Source organism: Vibrio sp. Isolate34 (assembly GCF_022397915.1).
Taxonomy (GTDB): domain Bacteria; phylum Pseudomonadota; class Gammaproteobacteria; order Enterobacterales; family Vibrionaceae; genus Vibrio.
Genome location: NZ_JAKEUO010000001.1, coordinates 108,880 through 126,208 on the forward strand (window position 1 = coordinate 108,880; position 17,329 = coordinate 126,208).

Consider the following 17,329-nt stretch of genomic DNA (forward strand, 5'->3'; position numbering starts at 1 on the left):
CGTCACCTATTCCTTACCAAGCTGGCTTTAGGAAACTTTTACAGTCTCCAATTAGGTGTCGCAACGTGCGTTTTTGAGGTGACATGACCAAAGAACGGAAACTATAGGCAATAGCCTGTCTGTTCTGTTGTAAACCTCGATAATAGTCAGCGTAACCTTCAAGTATTCTCGCCTTGGCAATATTGAAGCTAGACTGTGGTAGGTTCCAACTTTCGCTATCGTCTTGATAGCGTTGGAGAATGGATTCTATGGACTGCAAGTTCCTAAGTTTGAGATTCTCAGTTTGAGTCACCGAGGTGGCTCTCATCAAGTACCCAACCTGCACCGAGTTCAACACACCTATCTGATGATTTTCACTCATTCGGAGCCATAACTCCCAATCTTCACCGTACTTGATGTCTGCATTAAAACTATCAGTTTGAGAAAACACCTCAGCCTTGACCATAACGGTCGAGGTACCAATCACGTTGTTTTCGATGATGAACTCTAAAGGGTTTTCTATATTGATGAACAACTCGTCTTGGTCTTGAAATTGTGACCAATAACTAAAGCAGTCAACAATGACTTCGTAATCTTCAGTTAGGTGTTCGTAATTGGTAAAGCTCATCGCCAGATCAGGGTATCGCTGGTGAAACTCAAGTTGGCGTTCGATTTTTTCTGGGAACCAAAAGTCATCCGCATCTAAAAAAGCGATGTATTCACCGGTCGCTTTCTCAATACCAAGATTCCTAGCTTGAGGCGCACCAACACCCAAGGTGGATAACTTAATAATGCGCTCGTCGTGTATCGTCGCAAGATAGGTCGATGTCCCATCATTACTGTTATCATCAATAATAATCAGTTCGACGTCTTGATGAGTCTGTTTAAGCACACTACCGATCGCTTTCGGTAGATAGTCTAAACAGTTGTAGGTAGGAATAATGATACTTACTTTAGCCATAATGACGCTCTCACAGTTATACGTTATATGACCAACATTGCATGTTCTGTGCCGATCGCTTATCTCTACTGGATTGCTTTTATATCAGCGACCTACAAGCCTATTCGCAAAATGACGACGAGACGTAAACAACGGAGAAACTCAAAATTCCAATTTGATTTCCATTTTGAGAAAACCAGCTCTATTTGAGCGATCACCGCAGGAAAATCATCCCTATCCCCTCTAAAACGCCCTTTAAAACCCCATTCAATCTTGGTTCGTATTTTGCTTTATTGGTTATTACCTTGGCTTGATAGCTGTAATCACATGGATTTGAGGAGTAAGGAATGAAGAAAGTAGCATTTGTGGCGCCAACCTACCCAGTACTCAGTGAGACATTCATTCAAACAGAAGTCGAGTCTGTGAAAGCTTGTGGGCATGATGTTTGTGTAATGACGTTCAAAATTGAAAACAGTGAAAAGCAGTTCGACTACGACATTGTCGAAATAGGTAAAAATGTTCGGATGGGTAAAATCCCCAGCATTAACTGGTTAGGGTTCATCATGGCTGTTTCATTTGTCTCTAAGCAAAATAGCATGCCCAAAAGGTCGCTTTTCGTTTATGGCTTTAAACTGGCTCTGCAACTGGCAGAAAAAGACATCGATCATGTTCATGCACACTTCTGCCAACACACAACCGCGCATGCCATTGTTGCCGCGAAACTTCTCAACATTACTTGCTCGTTTGTCGCCCACGGACACGATGTGTACGAGTTTGCTTATGATATTGAACACAAGATCTCATCGAGCGATTTCGTGGTAGCGGTCTGTAAAGACATGCTCACCGATTTCAATAACATGGCAAAAGGCAACATCAAACTGCTGCATTGTGGTGTGAACACCAACCAATTTAAGCTACAACCCAAAACGGATACCAAGCTTCTGCGCCTTGTGTTCCTTGGTCGACTCGTCGAGCAAAAAGGCATTCATTACTTGATAGATGCGTTGGCACCGATTGCTCAACCTCTGAATATCCACTTGGACATCGTTGGGACTGGGGATATGGAGCAGCAATTGAAAACCCAAGTAGATCAACACGGACTCACTCAACATGTCACCTTTCTTGGCGCACAACCTCACGAATGGGTAAAAGAGAATCTACCCAATTACGATAGCCTGATCGCTCCATTCTGCTTTTCAGAAACAGGCTGCGTCGACACAGGGCCACTCGTGTTAAAAGAAGCGATGGCTGTTGGTACGCCCGTAATCACCACCAACATTATGGGGTGTAAGGAGATCGTCACGCCAGAGACCGGATTTTTGGTCAATGAGAAAAGTGTTGAGGAATTAAGAGAAACCATTGAGCGTTTTGCACAGCTCAGCAGCAATGACAAAACAGAAATGGGGATGAAGGCAAGAACAAGAGTCGAGCAGAACTTCAATTCATTTAAGCAAGCACAGCAGCTATCTCACTGGATAGAAAACCCAGCTTAACGCCATAAGCAGTAAGCAATAAGAAATGAGCGTTATAAAATGAGGTAAGAACAAAGCGCTACATTGTTGCACACTGTAACGCTAAGATTGTGATGCCTTAACTATCGAGCCTTCTTATCCGGCGCGCAAAGCTAAGATTTCAGTAAGATCGTTAGTCTCTGAATATCGACTCAGATTTTGCTCTTTAGAAGAAATCGCCACAATAGACATGCGGTCGGCCAGCTCGTTGCCTTCAATACCTACGTGTCCATTAACGTGGTGGATGGTAATTTGAGATGCGAGTTCTTGGTAAAGCGCATAAGCAGGCTTGATGATATCAAGGTTTTTGATCTCGCCACCCGACTTCGTCCAACCCTTTTTCTCCCAACCTGATGCCCACTTAGTAATGCAGTCTATCGAGTATTTCGAGTCACAATAAATCGCTACAGACAAACCGGCTTGGAGCTTTTCTTGCGCAAGAATGAAGGCTTGCTTTAAACCTTGCAGCTCAGCGGTATTATTCGTGCCCATCGGTTGATACAAGCCATACCACAACTCGGTTAGCTCATTATTCAAGTAGACCGCTAACCCCGTTCCCGCTTCACCAGGATTGGGCTCACAGGCCCCATCGGTAAAGATCTTGATGTCAAAAGGCATATCCGTAATTTGCTGCTGAGAAAGAGGCGGTACCTTCGCTTTAGTGGCTGTACGTGGCTTCGAAAATGCAGGCTTAACTCCTGAACTCGACTGAGATGCAGAAGACGCTTTACCACCGAAAGCAGACTCTGCTTCACCTAGTGTTGGAAACGATTTATATCTCGCGCCTGCAAAACCATCGACTTGCGTTTTACACTCGTTCCAAGTGGTAAAAATACCCGGTGTGCGACCTTTCCAAACCACATAATATTTCTTAGCCAAATTAACTCCTTACCAAAACCTAAATACACAAAAGGTGAATCAATACATTAGAAGTCACCACGCCATGCGTTGCAAGGTCAATCAATTAAAAAGATATTCAACCGCGACAAGGTTGTAGAACAAGAACACCGCCATGCTGACGCCTATCGTTAACAGCACATTACCCGTCTTCCATATCAACAGGCCTGTCACCACCGCGCCAATCAAGTATGGGTTCTCTAGGCTTGGCCAAAATGTTTGTTCTGGTGCAAACACAATCGGCCCCCAAATCGCAGTCAGAACCGCAGGGCTTGAGTAACGTAGCAAGCGTCGCGCTGTTTGATTTAAGCGAAGCGGGATTGCAGGTTCTAAGAACAGATACCGACTAAAGAACACAATCGCCGTCATGAGTAATATCGTTAGCCAAATCATCTCTATTTCCCCTCCGTGATTGGTTTATTGCCATTGTTTCGCTCTTGAAATGAATCGCTGAAAAAGCCTGCTAACATGCCAGCAATCGCTGCAATCATTAGCCCACCTTCAACATTGTTCACCGACATAGCAACCGATGTAACCAGAGAAACCACCACACATACAACTACAGGCAATGTTCTGATTAATGGAAAAACCAACGCGATAAAGGTCGCGGCTACCGCGAAGTCGAGACCGATTTCATTGAGTGACGGAATTTGGCTTCCTGCGACTATGCCAACGAAACTCGCGATATTCCAAACCAGATAAAAACCACCGCCAACACCCGCTGCGTACCAACGATTAAACTCTTGTTGAGATTGCCCGCTACATATCGCAAACAGTTCGTCGGTGAGCCAAAAGCCGAGTAATAGACGCCAGCGAGCCGGAAGATGACTGATTTTGTCGCGCATCGATACGCTGTATAAAAAATGCCTTGAGGTGATGAACAACGTGGTCAGCAACATAGTGCCAAGGCCAATACCCGCTTTGAACATGCCCGCGGCGACCAGTTGCGCTGAGCCTGCGAACAGAATCGCTGACATCGCTTGTGCTTGCAGTTGATTCAATCCGGCGTCTATCGCGTATGAGCCCGCAAGAATTCCCCATGGGATCACAGCGATACTCAGCGGCATTCCAGCTAAAACGCCCTTCCATAACTGAGTGCGCCTATCCACCTTTTGATTATCCATATTATTCTTTTCTCTCTTCACATTGGCTATTCAATGTAAAAACACCTGAGTGGGTTCGATTGTACAAACTTGCTCGATTTCGCGATCGAATTAACGTGTCTGATTTAGAGCATTTTGATGTATTGCCCCGGCGTTTAGCTCTCGTGGCTATGAGGTGAGAAGTTCTGCTTTTCGTATTCAGCATTGAGAATTTCAAGGCCACCGAGTTCTTCTGTGATCTTATATTCGGCCTTTTCTTTAGAACGTTTCTTGTTCTCCATAGCAATTCCCAAGCCTGTTAATTATCGAGCGACTTATCAGTCTACTCTATAGGCTCTTTCAGCTTTTGTACAAAATTGCGCACTTGGCGGTTAATGCGCTTTTTGACCAAGGAATTAAACGGCTCAATAACGTTTTCTAATTGCGAGCAAGATCGTGCTCTTTAAGCAGTTGGCGAAGAATTGACAAATCAGTGACTTAATCATGCTCATAATCCCCGCCAACTATTGGTAACTGTTCAGAGATATGATGAAGAAAGCCTTAGCATTGATCTTTTTCTTGAGCCTTACAGGCTGCACGCACAATCAATCCAAAGCACTAAGCATGAACTCCTCGTCGGTTAATACATACCCACAATCGATGTCGAACCTGCAACTGTGCGATACCTTGTATTACGGGCGCTCGAGCAACCAAACATTGGCGGCCATTGGCAGTGAGTTTAATCGAAGAGGATTGTCGAAGAGTTGGTGTGATACCGAAACCAACAAGCTTTATCTAACAAAGACAATTGATTGGGTAGCTGAACAAGTCGAAGACAAGGAAGATTCAGAGGAAGAAGCGTCTGCAGTTGTGCTGCCTGCGAATTAAAAAACTCAAACTTGTTGGACGAGGTAATTAGACTGCTGCAGATAACAAAAAGCCAATCGTTGAGAGCTGATCGTTTAAATGATGCTCGCAACCAAAGCTCGCATAACATTGCATCGAAAGCCTACATATTTGCAGAGCTGCTAAAATTCAACGTAGTAAAATCACCACACTCCAGTCAGTCCTTCTAAAGACAGAATCGCTTGGTGAGCACAAACCACCACAAGTCTGCGTAACAAACTTTTGGACATAACCTTGTTACGAATCCGTGGTGATTATGAGATCTTGGATAATTACTGCTAAGGCAAATTATTCAAAACACCTGCGAACTAGTGACTAGTATTACTACATCCAATACAAATGAATCCAAGGGACGCTTACGTATATTTTACGTAAAATCTAACAGGTATTTTTTATTTAGGCTTGGTCTCCATTTTATAATAATGAACCTAATTAAGTGCAACAATACCAGATGTACCCACTTTCCACTTATATTTTGAAGAATCCTTGTATGTCGTCGTTGCACTTCCTGAGGTCAAAATGTTGCGATTTTTGTCAAAAATAAAACTGCTATCTGTTTTAACTTTAAATGTTAGCCCTTGATCTCCGTATAAATCTTGACTATCGGTATAACGAGCATGAGTTGTGACCGTATAAGGTGATGATGAACCACTAATTTGGATTGAATAGGTACCGTCGAGTAAATTGACCGATATAAGCTCTGAGTCCGAGTTAGCGTCTTTAAGAAAGATTTGCTCACTAGGATTGGTGTTTTTAGCTGAGACCGTTAATTTTTCACCACTTTTGGCTACCGTTACCTTGGTTGTAGTTTCTAAAATGTAGTCTGACTTACCATCCGGCATATATCTATGACCAGAGATTGTACATTCCATACTCGTTACACACCCATTTTCAAAAATCGCATCAACAATGGCTGCAGTGCTATCAGCAACGTATTGGGCATATATCTCTTTTTCCACAGATGAATTGAAGCTTTTACCGAAATAATCGGTCACAGCGTTATCAGCATCTTCATTGCCACAACCAGTTAGTAATATCGAAATAGTAGCGACACATAGTATAGTTTTCATTAATTCTCCCTTCCCACCTTGGGATGTTTGGGTTCAATGTATTGGTTAGGAAACAAAAAATTTGTTTCTTTTAGGGCAATACGCCTGAGGTTTCCTTAAAGATCATTAATTAGCCGTAAATGATTATTTTCAGTATCATATTAAGAATATTATTTATGCCTTGATTTAATTTACTTTATTTTTCTAACAATGAAGCTACTTTGGAAAATGATGATTTATATTGAGGAAATCGTTCTATTCCAAATTTAACGAACTGCTCTTGAGTTATCATTCCATCCCAAAGTAAGAAAGCACGTGCTGTAAACCACTCTTGCTCTTCAGGAGTATCAATCGGTATACGTTGATATCCACTATCACTAGAGATAACGTCAACAACATGTTTGATTGATTGAGTAAAATTGGCTTGTTTCTGTGGATCCTCTAGATCTGCGAGGGCCTGTTCCATGTTCTGCACGCCAGTTACACTGGTTAAACTGTTTGAGGCAGGTAAGGAAGAACACGCTTGTAACGTCAAGAGTAATATAAATGCTATAGTTTTGTAAAATTTAACCATGAATAAATGTCTCTAGATAAGTTGGAGTTGTAAGTTAAAAGACCTACAAGCTTAAAATTGAGTTTTTACAATAATTGAAATTTAGTTAGCAATCTTTGTTCGCTCAACTTAGGAATAAATATAATCAAATAATTAAATAAAAAACACCGTTCAATTGTTATTATTAATGCAAACAAAATTCCCAAAAATATGAGCATACCGATTCTTTCCATGAATAGCTAGGCTGTATGATTCGTGTGGTAACACAGATGCTCTGGGTGAACAGTTGCCATAATACTACCTAATCACGGAGGCTGATTTATCAACTCAATCGGATGAGTTTGAGTAAGGTAAACTCAGGTTAACAGGATATAAATGAGTAAAAGATCTAACGTATAAAGGGGCATTTTTGATTCAGAATGATTTGTGCAGCAGCCTGTTGCACAAATAAATCTCATGATGGTTTCATGCGTTCTAAACACGTCTTGGGGCATTTCTTTGTTAAGGCTTTTCTAATCTAGCAATATTTGAATTACTTCTTATGTGACTCTTGCAGGCAATAAAACTTAGATTATCTAAAGATTGAAAAGAAATGTGTAAGTGCAAAAAAGCAACCCAATCCCACTGAGGCTCAAAGCTGTCAAAAGGTTGGGAGGTTAACTTTTTATGTTTAAGTTAGATGTGAGGTGAAAGCAGAAATCGAACGCCAAAATGGAGAAAATGCGAACAACAGCATCATTCTGTAAGCTCATGAACTTACAGATACTATGTCCGTGAGATGATTTCTTGGTTTGGTCGTACGTAGCATAAGCACTTTTGTTGTAAGCCTAAAATACAAATAGACTATGAGAGCTTTATAGTGCAGATAGCAAAAAGCCGCTCATTAAGAGCGGCTTTTTTAATGGTGATGCTTGCAACATAAGTCTGCATAGCTCAAACCGACAATCAATTACTTAAGATAATATTTGCAGCATAAGTTCGCATAACATTGCATCGAAAGTCTGCAAATTTGAACAACGACTATAATTCAACGTAGTAAATTTACCACGCTCCAATTAATCCTCTAGCGACATGATCGACATGTGTGTAACAAACTTTTAGACATTTATGAGTCAATAATGCATTCACCCTCAGAAGAGAATCAGCGAGATTTACACGAACGAAGGCATTAGTTGAACGAGCTATTTGTTAATAAAGCGATAAGCATTACATAGAATATAAACCGCAAAAAACGATTTCGTTTGGCCTTTTCATATTTTGTCATTGTATAACGATTTGGCTGAAAAGTTGGTGTTACCCAAGCCTTGAACTCGTTCTCTAAAGAAGATACAACTTCATCTGGCTCATCCAAGCCTTTACCTAAAAGATATTGTCGCCTCAGTAAGTCAGTTCTACAGTCGGCTATAGAATCTTGCGATGAATTTAACTCCTCTCTTTTTATAAATCTAAACTCTTCTACAACTACGTCCAAATATGGTCGCTTGAGGTCAGGGTGATTGACGAAAGAATCGCATGCAATGACATCCCCAAGAGTCATCCACTTCTCAAAATCGATACCATGGTTGTTCATATGAGCATCAATAATAGATTGGCGTAATCCTTTGTCAAAAGGTCTCAAATACCCTCGATTTTTTTTTGAAGAATCACCAAAACACAAGTCTATTTCGGCCAAACTATCTCTAAAAAATTCGCCTTCGTACTCTCGATCTCTCCACTTGAAAACAACATATTCGTCAGGGCGTTGTTGGTAACTTTTATTAGCCATACCTTTACTGCAAAGATTATTTTAGATAGTTACTCACTATACTTCTTCGAGGAAGGCAGGCCAGACTAGTATAATAAGCTTACAAAATTGGAAGGTGGCTCAAACACACAATGGGGCATTTTCGAGCTAGAAAATACCACGAGTTAAATGGCCAATAGACTCGCCTAAGGCTTTTCTGTGCTATAAATTCTTTAACTCTCATTCCAGTGAAACTCTGCATCAACAGTCATTGGGAGGCCATTTTTCATCGCGTCCCACAATACAGGAGCAAAGGTTTTAAGCGTTTCTATATTTGAGTCTTTATACTGATCACAGCTTGAGTCTTTACCAAGTTCTAGCCATTGCTTTACCGTATATGCATCAGCACCTTCATAGAGCCAGTCTCCTACATCTTTTTTGACTGACTCCTCTGTACCTGTTTTGATAAAGACATGCCGGCCTTCACCAGTTGCATGATAGTCAATCACTACAACCTTAAATAAGTTATGCTCTGCTTGCATGTTCTCTAAAAACTCCTGTTAAAAGAATCACTTTACCCATCAACACCAAGCCTATGTGTGAAGCAATTTAAAGTTTAGTATAACAAGATAAAGCTCTCACCAACTTTAAAAACAAAAAACCATCAAGCCTAAACATGATGGTTTTGATTATTAACTGCTTGTTCAGCAGGATGGTTGCTTTCTTCCTGGCCTATTCTTGGCTGCCTATGCGGCAGGACACTTGATTAGAAGCGACTAACGTTCTTCTTTCTTATTTCTAGCTGCCTATTCGGCAGGACACAGTAGAATATAGTCTCTAACCATCTGATTCTGCATGCTTAAAGTCACAATTCATCAAAATACCCTTTTTCTTATTGCGTCTATAAATCATTGCTTTTAAATGTCTAAAACATAACTTTCAAAAAAGGGTCAAAAACGTAACTCAGGTACCGTGCCTTTTCTTTCTTGATTGGTGGCTAAACCATAGCTATTAAAGTTTGCTGTACCGCGCTCACCGACAAACTCCTTTTGTACAAAAAAATTATAATCTTCCCCTGATGAACCGCTGGAGATTGGGATTCGATGAAAGCTGTCGATGATTCGCTCTTCATTAGTGACTGGTAATGATGATTCAACACCAGATAATTCGGATCTAGCCATGCTACGTTTGATTCGACGTTTCTTGGAGCCCAGAAAACTTTTCCCAATCGTTTGATTACGGGTAAACCTCACCTCAACCGCAATGTCAGGCACCTCACAAACACTGGAGATCTCAAACAAACCTTCATTTACCATCACAGAGAAATAGGGCTGAAAAGAGAGTCCAACCATCATCTCTTTATCTTCAGCAACAAAGGCAATGGTTTGGCCAACTGTAGATTCGTTCCAGTCCGGAAAACTCACACCTATTTTATTCATGGCTTGTCGGTTATTGACCATAAACAAGTGCATTTGGGATATACACCGTCCTGCCAATAATTCATGGTCGGCTTGTGCAGGCATGTAACGTATTAAGAAATAGTAACGCTTAGTCATATCTATCCCTTACTTCGCTTTAGAACAATTGAATAGGCCGCCTTTGATCAAGACAGATATGATGAAGTGCACATCATTTGGGATGGCTTGAGACGCTGTCATACTTTCAATCCAGTTCTCTGTATTTCTGAGTAGTTGATAGAAGTCATTTCCATGCGCTACATGTCGCCTTGCTATAACGTATTCTCGATCTGCCCCATATTCGTTCACTCTTAATGGTTTATCTGCGTTTTCATGCCACCAATCGTCAATCGATTGCAACGCTGCACCAATTTTCTGACCATGAAAAGCAGCAGTTTCTTTTCCGTTCAATAATTCTACGGTAGCTAACTGCTTAGTAGGAACACCATCTTCTCGGCTATCTAAAAACTCTTGGCTTGGGTAAACCTCATCTCCCCAACCAACTCCAATTTTAGCTTTTACATCCATATAGAAATATTCGGTTGGGTCAGAAAGGGCTCGCATCAAATAGGCTGTGAGTTTTTCTAGGCACGCAGTTGAAGTTTCATCCCAATGACCATACCAAGAAAGCTTCGTTGCGTTTTCTACAATCAGGGTTTCTGAATCACTGGTGGTCACTTCTATCGACAATTGTCGACACTCTCTGTTGCGCCAAAGCCAACTGCCAAGCAGGATATTCTTCGCGTATCGATGAGCTAACTCATGATATCCGTTAAGCTCTTTATAAGTTTTAGCCAGTAAAGAGAGTTTAGAGCGCACTTCATCATCACTGCAGATATCTGGAGTAAGAGAATTGGCTCGAATTCGAAGGGGGAATGCACAGTAGATATCATCGACACCTGGCTTTACGTAACACTCTTCGATGAACTGAGGATTGGAGTAAGCTAAATCTTGTGGAGCAACATTCTTTGCTACGAACTTGCCCCCTTTATACGCTTCTGCATAACCACCTTTTGGTGCGCGCAACCTAGTTCTATCAATTTCAAGGGGACACATCTCACCACTTTTAGATAGATAGTAGAAATATGCTTTGCCAGCAGAGAGTGATCGAACGTAATTCAGCTGAGTGCAAAGTTCCATAAACGATTAATCCCTATAGTTTTTTATAAGAATAGTTTCGCTGCTGCATTCTATCGACCAAAAGGCGTGGTTTAAAAAGTGATCTCTTCCACTAAAACGTACTTCTATTGGGTTTACTCGCTTAGCTAACCCTATCGCATTCTCTACATAGGCGTGACAACCGGTGATTGAGTTATACCGTTTAGTTGGACGCTCTAACAAATGGTAGCCGATGGAAACTGGCAAGTTATCAGCATCTTTAGTGATTAAACGTTCTAGATCATCAAAATCACTCGGCTGTTTTTCACTTGGATATAACCATAACCCGTATGCTGGTAACCCTTTTATGACATGGAAAAGCTCACTCCTGCTGGTAAACGTCTTAAGCCACTCAACCTGCGTCGAGAGCTGTGGTTGGTATAATGCCCCTCCGGCGAAAGCGACGGGAAGTGCCGTTTTAAGTGCGGACTTAAAATCTGAAATTCGGCTGTCACTATGGACTCTGATAACTAGGTCTATTTCTAGGTCTGCCAATCGTTCACTACGAATAGTTGGTCGCTTCGCGTTAGAAACCGTTCGTGCTTTAGCGACTGAGTTGGGTTCAGTAAGCTTGGCCGTCGGTTGAATGTTCTCACTTCGAACATAAAAAGAGAAACTCGAAAACTCAAACGGGGAATCACAATTAACTAGCTTATTAAACTCTCTTTGGTAATGGTGCATGAACCCCCAAATAGCCGCCAAAGAAGGAGCACCACACAGATATGGGCTACTCATTGCGACCGCGTCTTGCACTCTCATTGATGACAAATAGATATACTGCTCACCCGTTACCTTATCTTCATTGCCATTTGGTTTACTGAGCTGTTCAAGTATCCATACGATTTGGGCTTTGACGACCTGCATTAGCTTAGGATGATAGGCAAACTTGGCGGCATACTTGTTATTCTGAAACGCGAGATGTAAGCAACGGTTAAACTCACTAGCTAAAGAGCCCAGATCCGATTCTGGTTGGGTCAAAAAGGCTTGAGCTAAAGTGTCATCATGTTCCAATTGCTGTTGGTTGGGGTCAGCGTCAACGATATCTCTTAACTCAATTAATGGAAGCATCCACAGGGCAATCTGCTTTCGCAATATCTTACTTCTAACCTTACGAGCGCTCTCCCTTTGCTTCTGTGTTTTTGATGGCTCTGAACCAATTAGATGATTTAACACCTGACAGATTTTAGCGTTAGTTACCTGATAGTCATCAAAGTAATGGCCACTCTTTTTGCGACTTTCAGGTAACGTCCTACCCTGTGCTGATTTAACGTCTAGTGGATAGTTTAGGACTTTCATATGCCCACCTAAACTGCCACACAGATTCCCGATACTTGCCGGGTTTGGCAGTAACGAAGACACAAAGCTAAGCTTACTTTCTCGACTTCTCGATCTCACTTCTAACTCACTTTGGATGGCATGACTGACCACTGGGGTCACCGAAACATAATCATCCCCCCATGGAAACCGCAGTTGCTTGCTGTAAGTGCTGATGGTTTCGGGAAAACTATGTTCAGGAAGTTGTTCTTCTATTGTATGTTTTAAGCGAGCAAGTGACTTAGCACCTAAACCAAACTCTTTAAGTAAGTCGAGCCAAATAGGACTTTCTTGCAGGATAAGTGAAAGAATACATACGGGCTGTGATTGCCAACTAAAAGGATTCAATAACCACAATGTATGACGATACACCGCGGAGTTATGAGCCCACCCTAACCGTTGCTCTAATACTGCGCTTGAAATAAACGCATCGGTTGTAGCAAGAGGTTGTGCAACTATCCGCTGATTTTTAACTCGACAGTCTGGAAACTTGAGATTATGAGTGTGGAACCATTTGATCTCGTCAAGGGATGTGTCTAGGTTCTCAGCCGCTTTAAAATACCTTTTAGCTCGGGCAACATCCAACCAATCCGAGCATCTATCTAATTGATGGCTTGAACTGAGATTAAGCAAAATCGTTAACGCCTCTTTTTCAAACCCATCAACACAGACATCTTCCGTATAGGGCATGAACATCTTCTTTAGAGCAGCCTGCTTTACTGCCTCGTCTTCAATTGCTAATAAGTCACTTAATTTCGTCATAATTACCACTCAGGTAGATATACACTTAAACCATCACTTTCAGAGCTCATTCGAGTCAGCTTTGTTTCGATGACACTTCTTAAAGTAAACGCCGATTCATGACTCGCTATCTTTGTATGCATTCGCGGCCTGATCGCGGCTTTAATCTCACCAAACTCATACAACCGATACGCTTCATCCGTTGTGCAAGAAAGCAATGTAGAAGCTTCTAAGGGGCTGAGCAGTACATCACCGATATTTCCTTTCGCGCTTGAAGGCACTGTTGCCATCAGCTTTGTAAAGTAAGTTAACACCTGAGTAAGTACGATATTATGACTCAACTGCCGACTGGGTAACTGGCGACAATCTTTAAGCAGAGCACCAAAGGCTTCATTGAAAAACATTTTCTTCCAATCTTTTACTCGAACAAGTTCGGCCTTCTCTTTCAAGGCATCGAGGTCTTGCCACAATGCTGTTGGCCAAGCACCACAATATTCAATGAATAACTCAAAACTGAGGTCATCGATATCACCATAGCGATTTACATACCAGAGTAAAAAACCATAGCGCTCAGAGAGGGCCATTTCTGCCTTCAGCAATCCCAAGGGTTTTGAATCATTTCCTGACAACCATCGAGCGACCAAGGTCTCAGCCTCTGTAGCGTCTTCGACTGGCGAGTTTCGGAGTTCAAAACCACATTCACATTGGCTACTACTCTCGGTACTTTGGTATTCAAGCCTCGACTTACACTCAGGGCAGTGATGAATCAGTTTACAGCCATGATGCTCACAGGCTTGGTGAGAGATAAATTGCCACTGCTGATGAATGTAGGGAGCTTCGCCAATACATAGGGGGCAAATAGGCGTGAAGCGTTTGCGAAGAAAAGCATAAGGGTAGTCAACACCAAATCTATGAACAGCTTTGTATTGCGGAGAGAATTGAGCTTTTGAATGTGACAACGCTAGACGCAGTACACCAAAGTTGTTGAGCTTTAATTGGTTCTCAAGGTGGATAAGCACTCGCACCCGCATTTGGCTTGTGGTTTGAGCGTGGTAAATATTGACTCGGTTGAGCTCTAAGGGGAAAGCACCAGCAATCGCCTCATGCTGATCCATAGTGTCGAACCAGATGTCTTCGGCGAAATGAGAAAATCGCTCGTAACCTTGCTCTTGCGATAAACGCAACAAGAAGCTTTCGAGCGATTCGTCAGGGTAAAGTTGAATGTCCGTTTTCACATGCCACCGCTAAAACTTAGAATATCTAAGTTTTAGTATTGCCGAAAATCTCATTAGGTCAATTGAATCAGCGAAAAATTATCATTTAATTTGTTCAAAACATGAACATTACTCAACAAATGGCAAAAGCAAAGCTGTCAGCGTAAACGTAGGCTTTTCATAAGGTAAACTCATTGAAGCAAGTTGTTGTTCTAAATACGAATCATAACGGGGTATTTCCTCGTCAGCATCGAACACATAACTTGTATCCCAGCAAATCTCTCTCGTTGTTTTCGGCATATGGTCATACAACCCGATAAGCTGCAACATTAGAGCTTCATCTGAAAGAACCCTCAGGTCTTCGGTTCCAGTAACAGCTATCGCCGTAAATGACTGGTTACCATCATCACCAGTAATCAAGTCTTTTACCGTATAGACAAGCACTGGATTTTCAATCCCTTTAGCTACCGCAACACTTCCCTCAAACTCTTCTGCTTCGGCAATTGCTTTATTAAAGATCATGTGACCAATACCAAGAACATCAACATTCTTATCTTTGATTGAACGATCAAATGTCAGGCTCTCATAGCGTCTCTTTATACCATACTGGCTTCTCCAAGCACTCGGTGTTTTAAAGCTCATCAAACCGTCTTTATTTTCCAACAAATGCCCATTAAGCTTTAACATGCTCTCGAAAAATTGCTGCATATTGATTAGATCTAATTTTGGCACTTCGTCTAGGTTTTGGTATTCAAACTTATCAGCATTACCAACCAAATCTTTGACAACTTTAACAGCAGATTCCCCTCCAAACGTCCCAGACCTAGCATCGAACCATTCTCTCAACTGCCCAGAGCCTTGAGCAACACCTTCGGCAAACAGTTGATTGAAGAAACCTTTGTCTGTCATCCCCAGAATCAGTTGCAGAAGATCTTCAGGCTCATCCATAGCTGACCCTAATGAACGCATAACACTTTCGATCTTCGAGTTAAGCAAACTCCAAATTCGCGACTCTACAGTTTCAGGATTTCTAAGCGTATAAACTTCAACACCATGTTGTTGCCCATAACGGTTCAAACGACCCACTCGTTGATGCAAGCGCATTGGATTCCATGGAAGATCAACATGTACCATCGAAAAACAATTATCTTGCAAATCAATACCTTCGCCACCCGCTTCAGTACAGACGATGAATCTGACTTTCCCTTCTTTAAACTGACTTGCAGCCTCATACCTATCAAGTGACCAAGTGTAGGTATCTCCTTGTTCACTCAAAACATTATCTAAACGACCGTCTCCGTTAATAAAGCTACTGCAACCAAATCCAAATTTACTATTCAAGGTGTTGATAATGAGTGCTTGCGTAGATTTATATTCGGTAAAGAACACAACTGTTCTATCTTTAAACTCATCATCCAACAGTTCGATTAAAGTGCTGATCTTTGTCTCGGATTGAACCTTGCCAGACAACTCTTGCAACTCTTCTAGCATTGGGAGTTCATTTTCCATCAAAGAGACTTTAACTGATGTGCTAACGTACTCAGCTTCTAGCTCCACGTATCTATCATCAAGCTCAGGGGCTTCTAGATCTTCACCTAGATTAATCAGTTCCTGACCGATAACCTCTAAGAGCCGTTTGCTATCTCCAAGTCTATTAATACGCCTACTTATTGCAGAATGGATAGCAGATACGGAGCTCGCGGCCAATTTTTGCATCGCAATTAAAACAAGCTGCACAGCTCGCTGATCGACTTTTGCTAAAGATGACGCATAGGCTTGCCCAGTTAAAATAAAGTTTGTTAATTTGTCATAGAATGCTTGTTCTTCAGAAGAGTAGAAATAAGTCTTAGAGCTAACATTAACTGGCTTAAAAAGCGTATTACCATCCATGTCTGTCACAGACTGCTTATTATTTCTAATCACCACATCCTTAACGTATTGCTGTTGTAGATGAGCCTTTTTCTTCGGATCAAAACAATCTGGGCGCAGCAACTTTAATAGTGCAAAGAAACCATAATCTTTTCCTCGGTGAGGCGTCGCGGTAAAAAATAACTTTGACTGAAACTTGTTATGCTCGATTAGTGACTGAACGAAACGATAACCGAGTGTCGCACCAGAATCTTCTTGTGCATTGAGATGATGCGCTTCATCAACAATTAGCAAATCCCAATCTTCCGCCTTAAGCATCCTTTCATGCCTACCGTTAATATCCTTTCGCAGAGTTGGCAAAGAAGCTACGACAAAATCATGCGTATTCCAGTAATCTGAGCGCTCTGTATCCAGTTCTCCAGAGTACATCGTCAAACGAATATCAAACATGATTCGTAAACGCTCTTGCCACTGAGGAGCAAGAGAGGCCGGTGTTAATATCAGAATACGGCGCACTCGCTTCTTAGCAATTAACGGCCATAGAATCAGCCCAGCTTCAACGGTTTTACCCAAACCAACATCATCTGCGATAAGTTTATTAACCGGCCACTTTCTAAGTGTCTTATGGCAAACCCAAAGTTGGTGTGGTAGGAGGTTTATTCGGGATGTAGAAAATACTCCCCAGCTATCATTGATCGATCGAATTGCTAATGCCTGGCAACGGGCAACGACTTCTCTAAGATTATCCTTCTCCCCTTCAGACACGACATCAAGTGCTGTTTTCACTAGCTCTAGCTCTGTAATTGGCCGCTCTTCAAAGCCACTTTCAAATCGCACTAAAGCAGTATCGCCTCGTACCAGTTGTACTTCACCAATACCAAAGCGTTTGTGACGAACTGTGCTGCCATCTTTTAACTCAATATTTGATTCAATCAT

General features: G+C 41.8%; 15 protein-coding genes and 2 pseudogenes. 2 read left to right on the plus strand and 15 right to left on the minus strand.

Annotated elements, in window-relative coordinates; all coding sequences use genetic code 11:
• Positions 1-13 precede the first annotated feature (13 nt).
• Complete coding sequence (locus L1D22_RS00505) at positions 14-940, minus strand: glycosyltransferase (protein WP_176681724.1); 927 nt, start codon at positions 938-940, stop codon at positions 14-16.
• 326 nt (positions 941-1,266) lie between these two features.
• On the opposite strand from L1D22_RS00505, the gene L1D22_RS00510 reads away from it, so the two are divergent.
• Positions 1,267-2,412, plus strand: a complete 1,146-nt coding sequence (locus L1D22_RS00510; protein WP_239828352.1) for a glycosyltransferase — start codon at positions 1,267-1,269, stop codon at positions 2,410-2,412.
• Positions 2,413-2,526: 114 nt separating this feature from the next.
• Here L1D22_RS00510 and L1D22_RS00515 read toward each other — a convergent pair whose 3' ends face one another.
• From L1D22_RS00515 to L1D22_RS00530, 4 genes and pseudogenes are all read right to left on the minus strand, one after another.
• A complete protein-coding gene (locus L1D22_RS00515; RefSeq protein ID WP_239828353.1) occupies positions 2,527-3,309 on the minus strand; it encodes a ribonuclease H family protein in 783 nt (260 codons plus the stop codon).
• A gap of 81 nt (positions 3,310-3,390) precedes the next feature.
• Positions 3,391-3,720 (minus strand): AzlD domain-containing protein, encoded by a 330-nt coding sequence (locus L1D22_RS00520; RefSeq protein ID WP_239828354.1) that lies wholly within the window; start codon positions 3,718-3,720, stop codon positions 3,391-3,393.
• 2 nt (positions 3,721-3,722) lie between these two features.
• On the minus strand, positions 3,723-4,451 hold the full coding sequence (locus L1D22_RS00525; protein WP_239828355.1) for an AzlC family ABC transporter permease: 729 nt from the start codon (positions 4,449-4,451) through the stop codon (positions 3,723-3,725).
• A gap of 140 nt (positions 4,452-4,591) precedes the next feature.
• A pseudogene (locus L1D22_RS00530) lies at positions 4,592-4,711 on the minus strand (AraC family transcriptional regulator); the annotation flags it as partial.
• A 247-nt stretch (positions 4,712-4,958) separates the two neighbouring features.
• On the opposite strand from L1D22_RS00530, the gene L1D22_RS00535 reads away from it, so the two are divergent.
• On the plus strand, positions 4,959-5,297 hold the full coding sequence (locus tag L1D22_RS00535; protein WP_017631023.1) for a hypothetical protein: 339 nt from the start codon (positions 4,959-4,961) through the stop codon (positions 5,295-5,297).
• Between the two features lie 446 nt (positions 5,298-5,743).
• Here the strand turns inward: L1D22_RS00535 and L1D22_RS00540 are convergent, their stop codons facing one another.
• From L1D22_RS00540 to L1D22_RS00580, 10 genes and pseudogenes are all read right to left on the minus strand, one after another.
• Positions 5,744-6,385: a hypothetical protein gene (locus L1D22_RS00540; RefSeq protein ID WP_239828356.1), complete on the minus strand. Its 642-nt coding sequence runs from the start codon at positions 6,383-6,385 to the stop codon at positions 5,744-5,746.
• 175 nt (positions 6,386-6,560) lie between these two features.
• The gene (locus L1D22_RS00545) at positions 6,561-6,938 is read right to left on the minus strand and encodes a hypothetical protein (protein ID WP_239828357.1); all 378 of its coding nucleotides are present in this window, start codon (positions 6,936-6,938) and stop codon (positions 6,561-6,563) included.
• 621 nt (positions 6,939-7,559) lie between these two features.
• Positions 7,560-7,669, minus strand: a pseudogene (locus tag L1D22_RS22365) (endonuclease); the annotation flags it as partial.
• Positions 7,670-8,085: 416 nt separating this feature from the next.
• Positions 8,086-8,682 (minus strand): hypothetical protein, encoded by a 597-nt coding sequence (locus L1D22_RS00550; RefSeq protein ID WP_239828358.1) that lies wholly within the window; start codon positions 8,680-8,682, stop codon positions 8,086-8,088.
• Between the two features lie 191 nt (positions 8,683-8,873).
• Positions 8,874-9,182 carry a hypothetical protein gene (locus tag L1D22_RS00555; RefSeq protein WP_102286390.1) on the minus strand — a complete coding sequence of 103 codons (309 nt, stop codon included), beginning with the start codon at positions 9,180-9,182 and terminating at the stop codon, positions 8,874-8,876.
• A 408-nt stretch (positions 9,183-9,590) separates the two neighbouring features.
• The gene (cas6f, locus tag L1D22_RS00560; protein ID WP_239828359.1) at positions 9,591-10,196 is read right to left on the minus strand and encodes a type I-F CRISPR-associated endoribonuclease Cas6/Csy4; all 606 of its coding nucleotides are present in this window, start codon (positions 10,194-10,196) and stop codon (positions 9,591-9,593) included.
• A gap of 9 nt (positions 10,197-10,205) precedes the next feature.
• Positions 10,206-11,237 carry a type I-F CRISPR-associated protein Csy3 gene (csy3, locus tag L1D22_RS00565; protein ID WP_239828360.1) on the minus strand — a complete coding sequence of 344 codons (1,032 nt, stop codon included), beginning with the start codon at positions 11,235-11,237 and terminating at the stop codon, positions 10,206-10,208.
• A gap of 6 nt (positions 11,238-11,243) precedes the next feature.
• Complete coding sequence (locus tag L1D22_RS00570) at positions 11,244-13,331, minus strand: type I-F CRISPR-associated protein Csy2 (protein WP_239828361.1); 2,088 nt, start codon at positions 13,329-13,331, stop codon at positions 11,244-11,246.
• A gap of 2 nt (positions 13,332-13,333) precedes the next feature.
• The gene (locus tag L1D22_RS00575) at positions 13,334-14,545 is read right to left on the minus strand and encodes a TniQ family protein (protein ID WP_239828362.1); all 1,212 of its coding nucleotides are present in this window, start codon (positions 14,543-14,545) and stop codon (positions 13,334-13,336) included.
• Between the two features lie 108 nt (positions 14,546-14,653).
• Positions 14,654-17,329, minus strand: a complete 2,676-nt coding sequence (locus L1D22_RS00580) for an SNF2-related protein (RefSeq protein WP_239828363.1) — start codon at positions 17,327-17,329, stop codon at positions 14,654-14,656.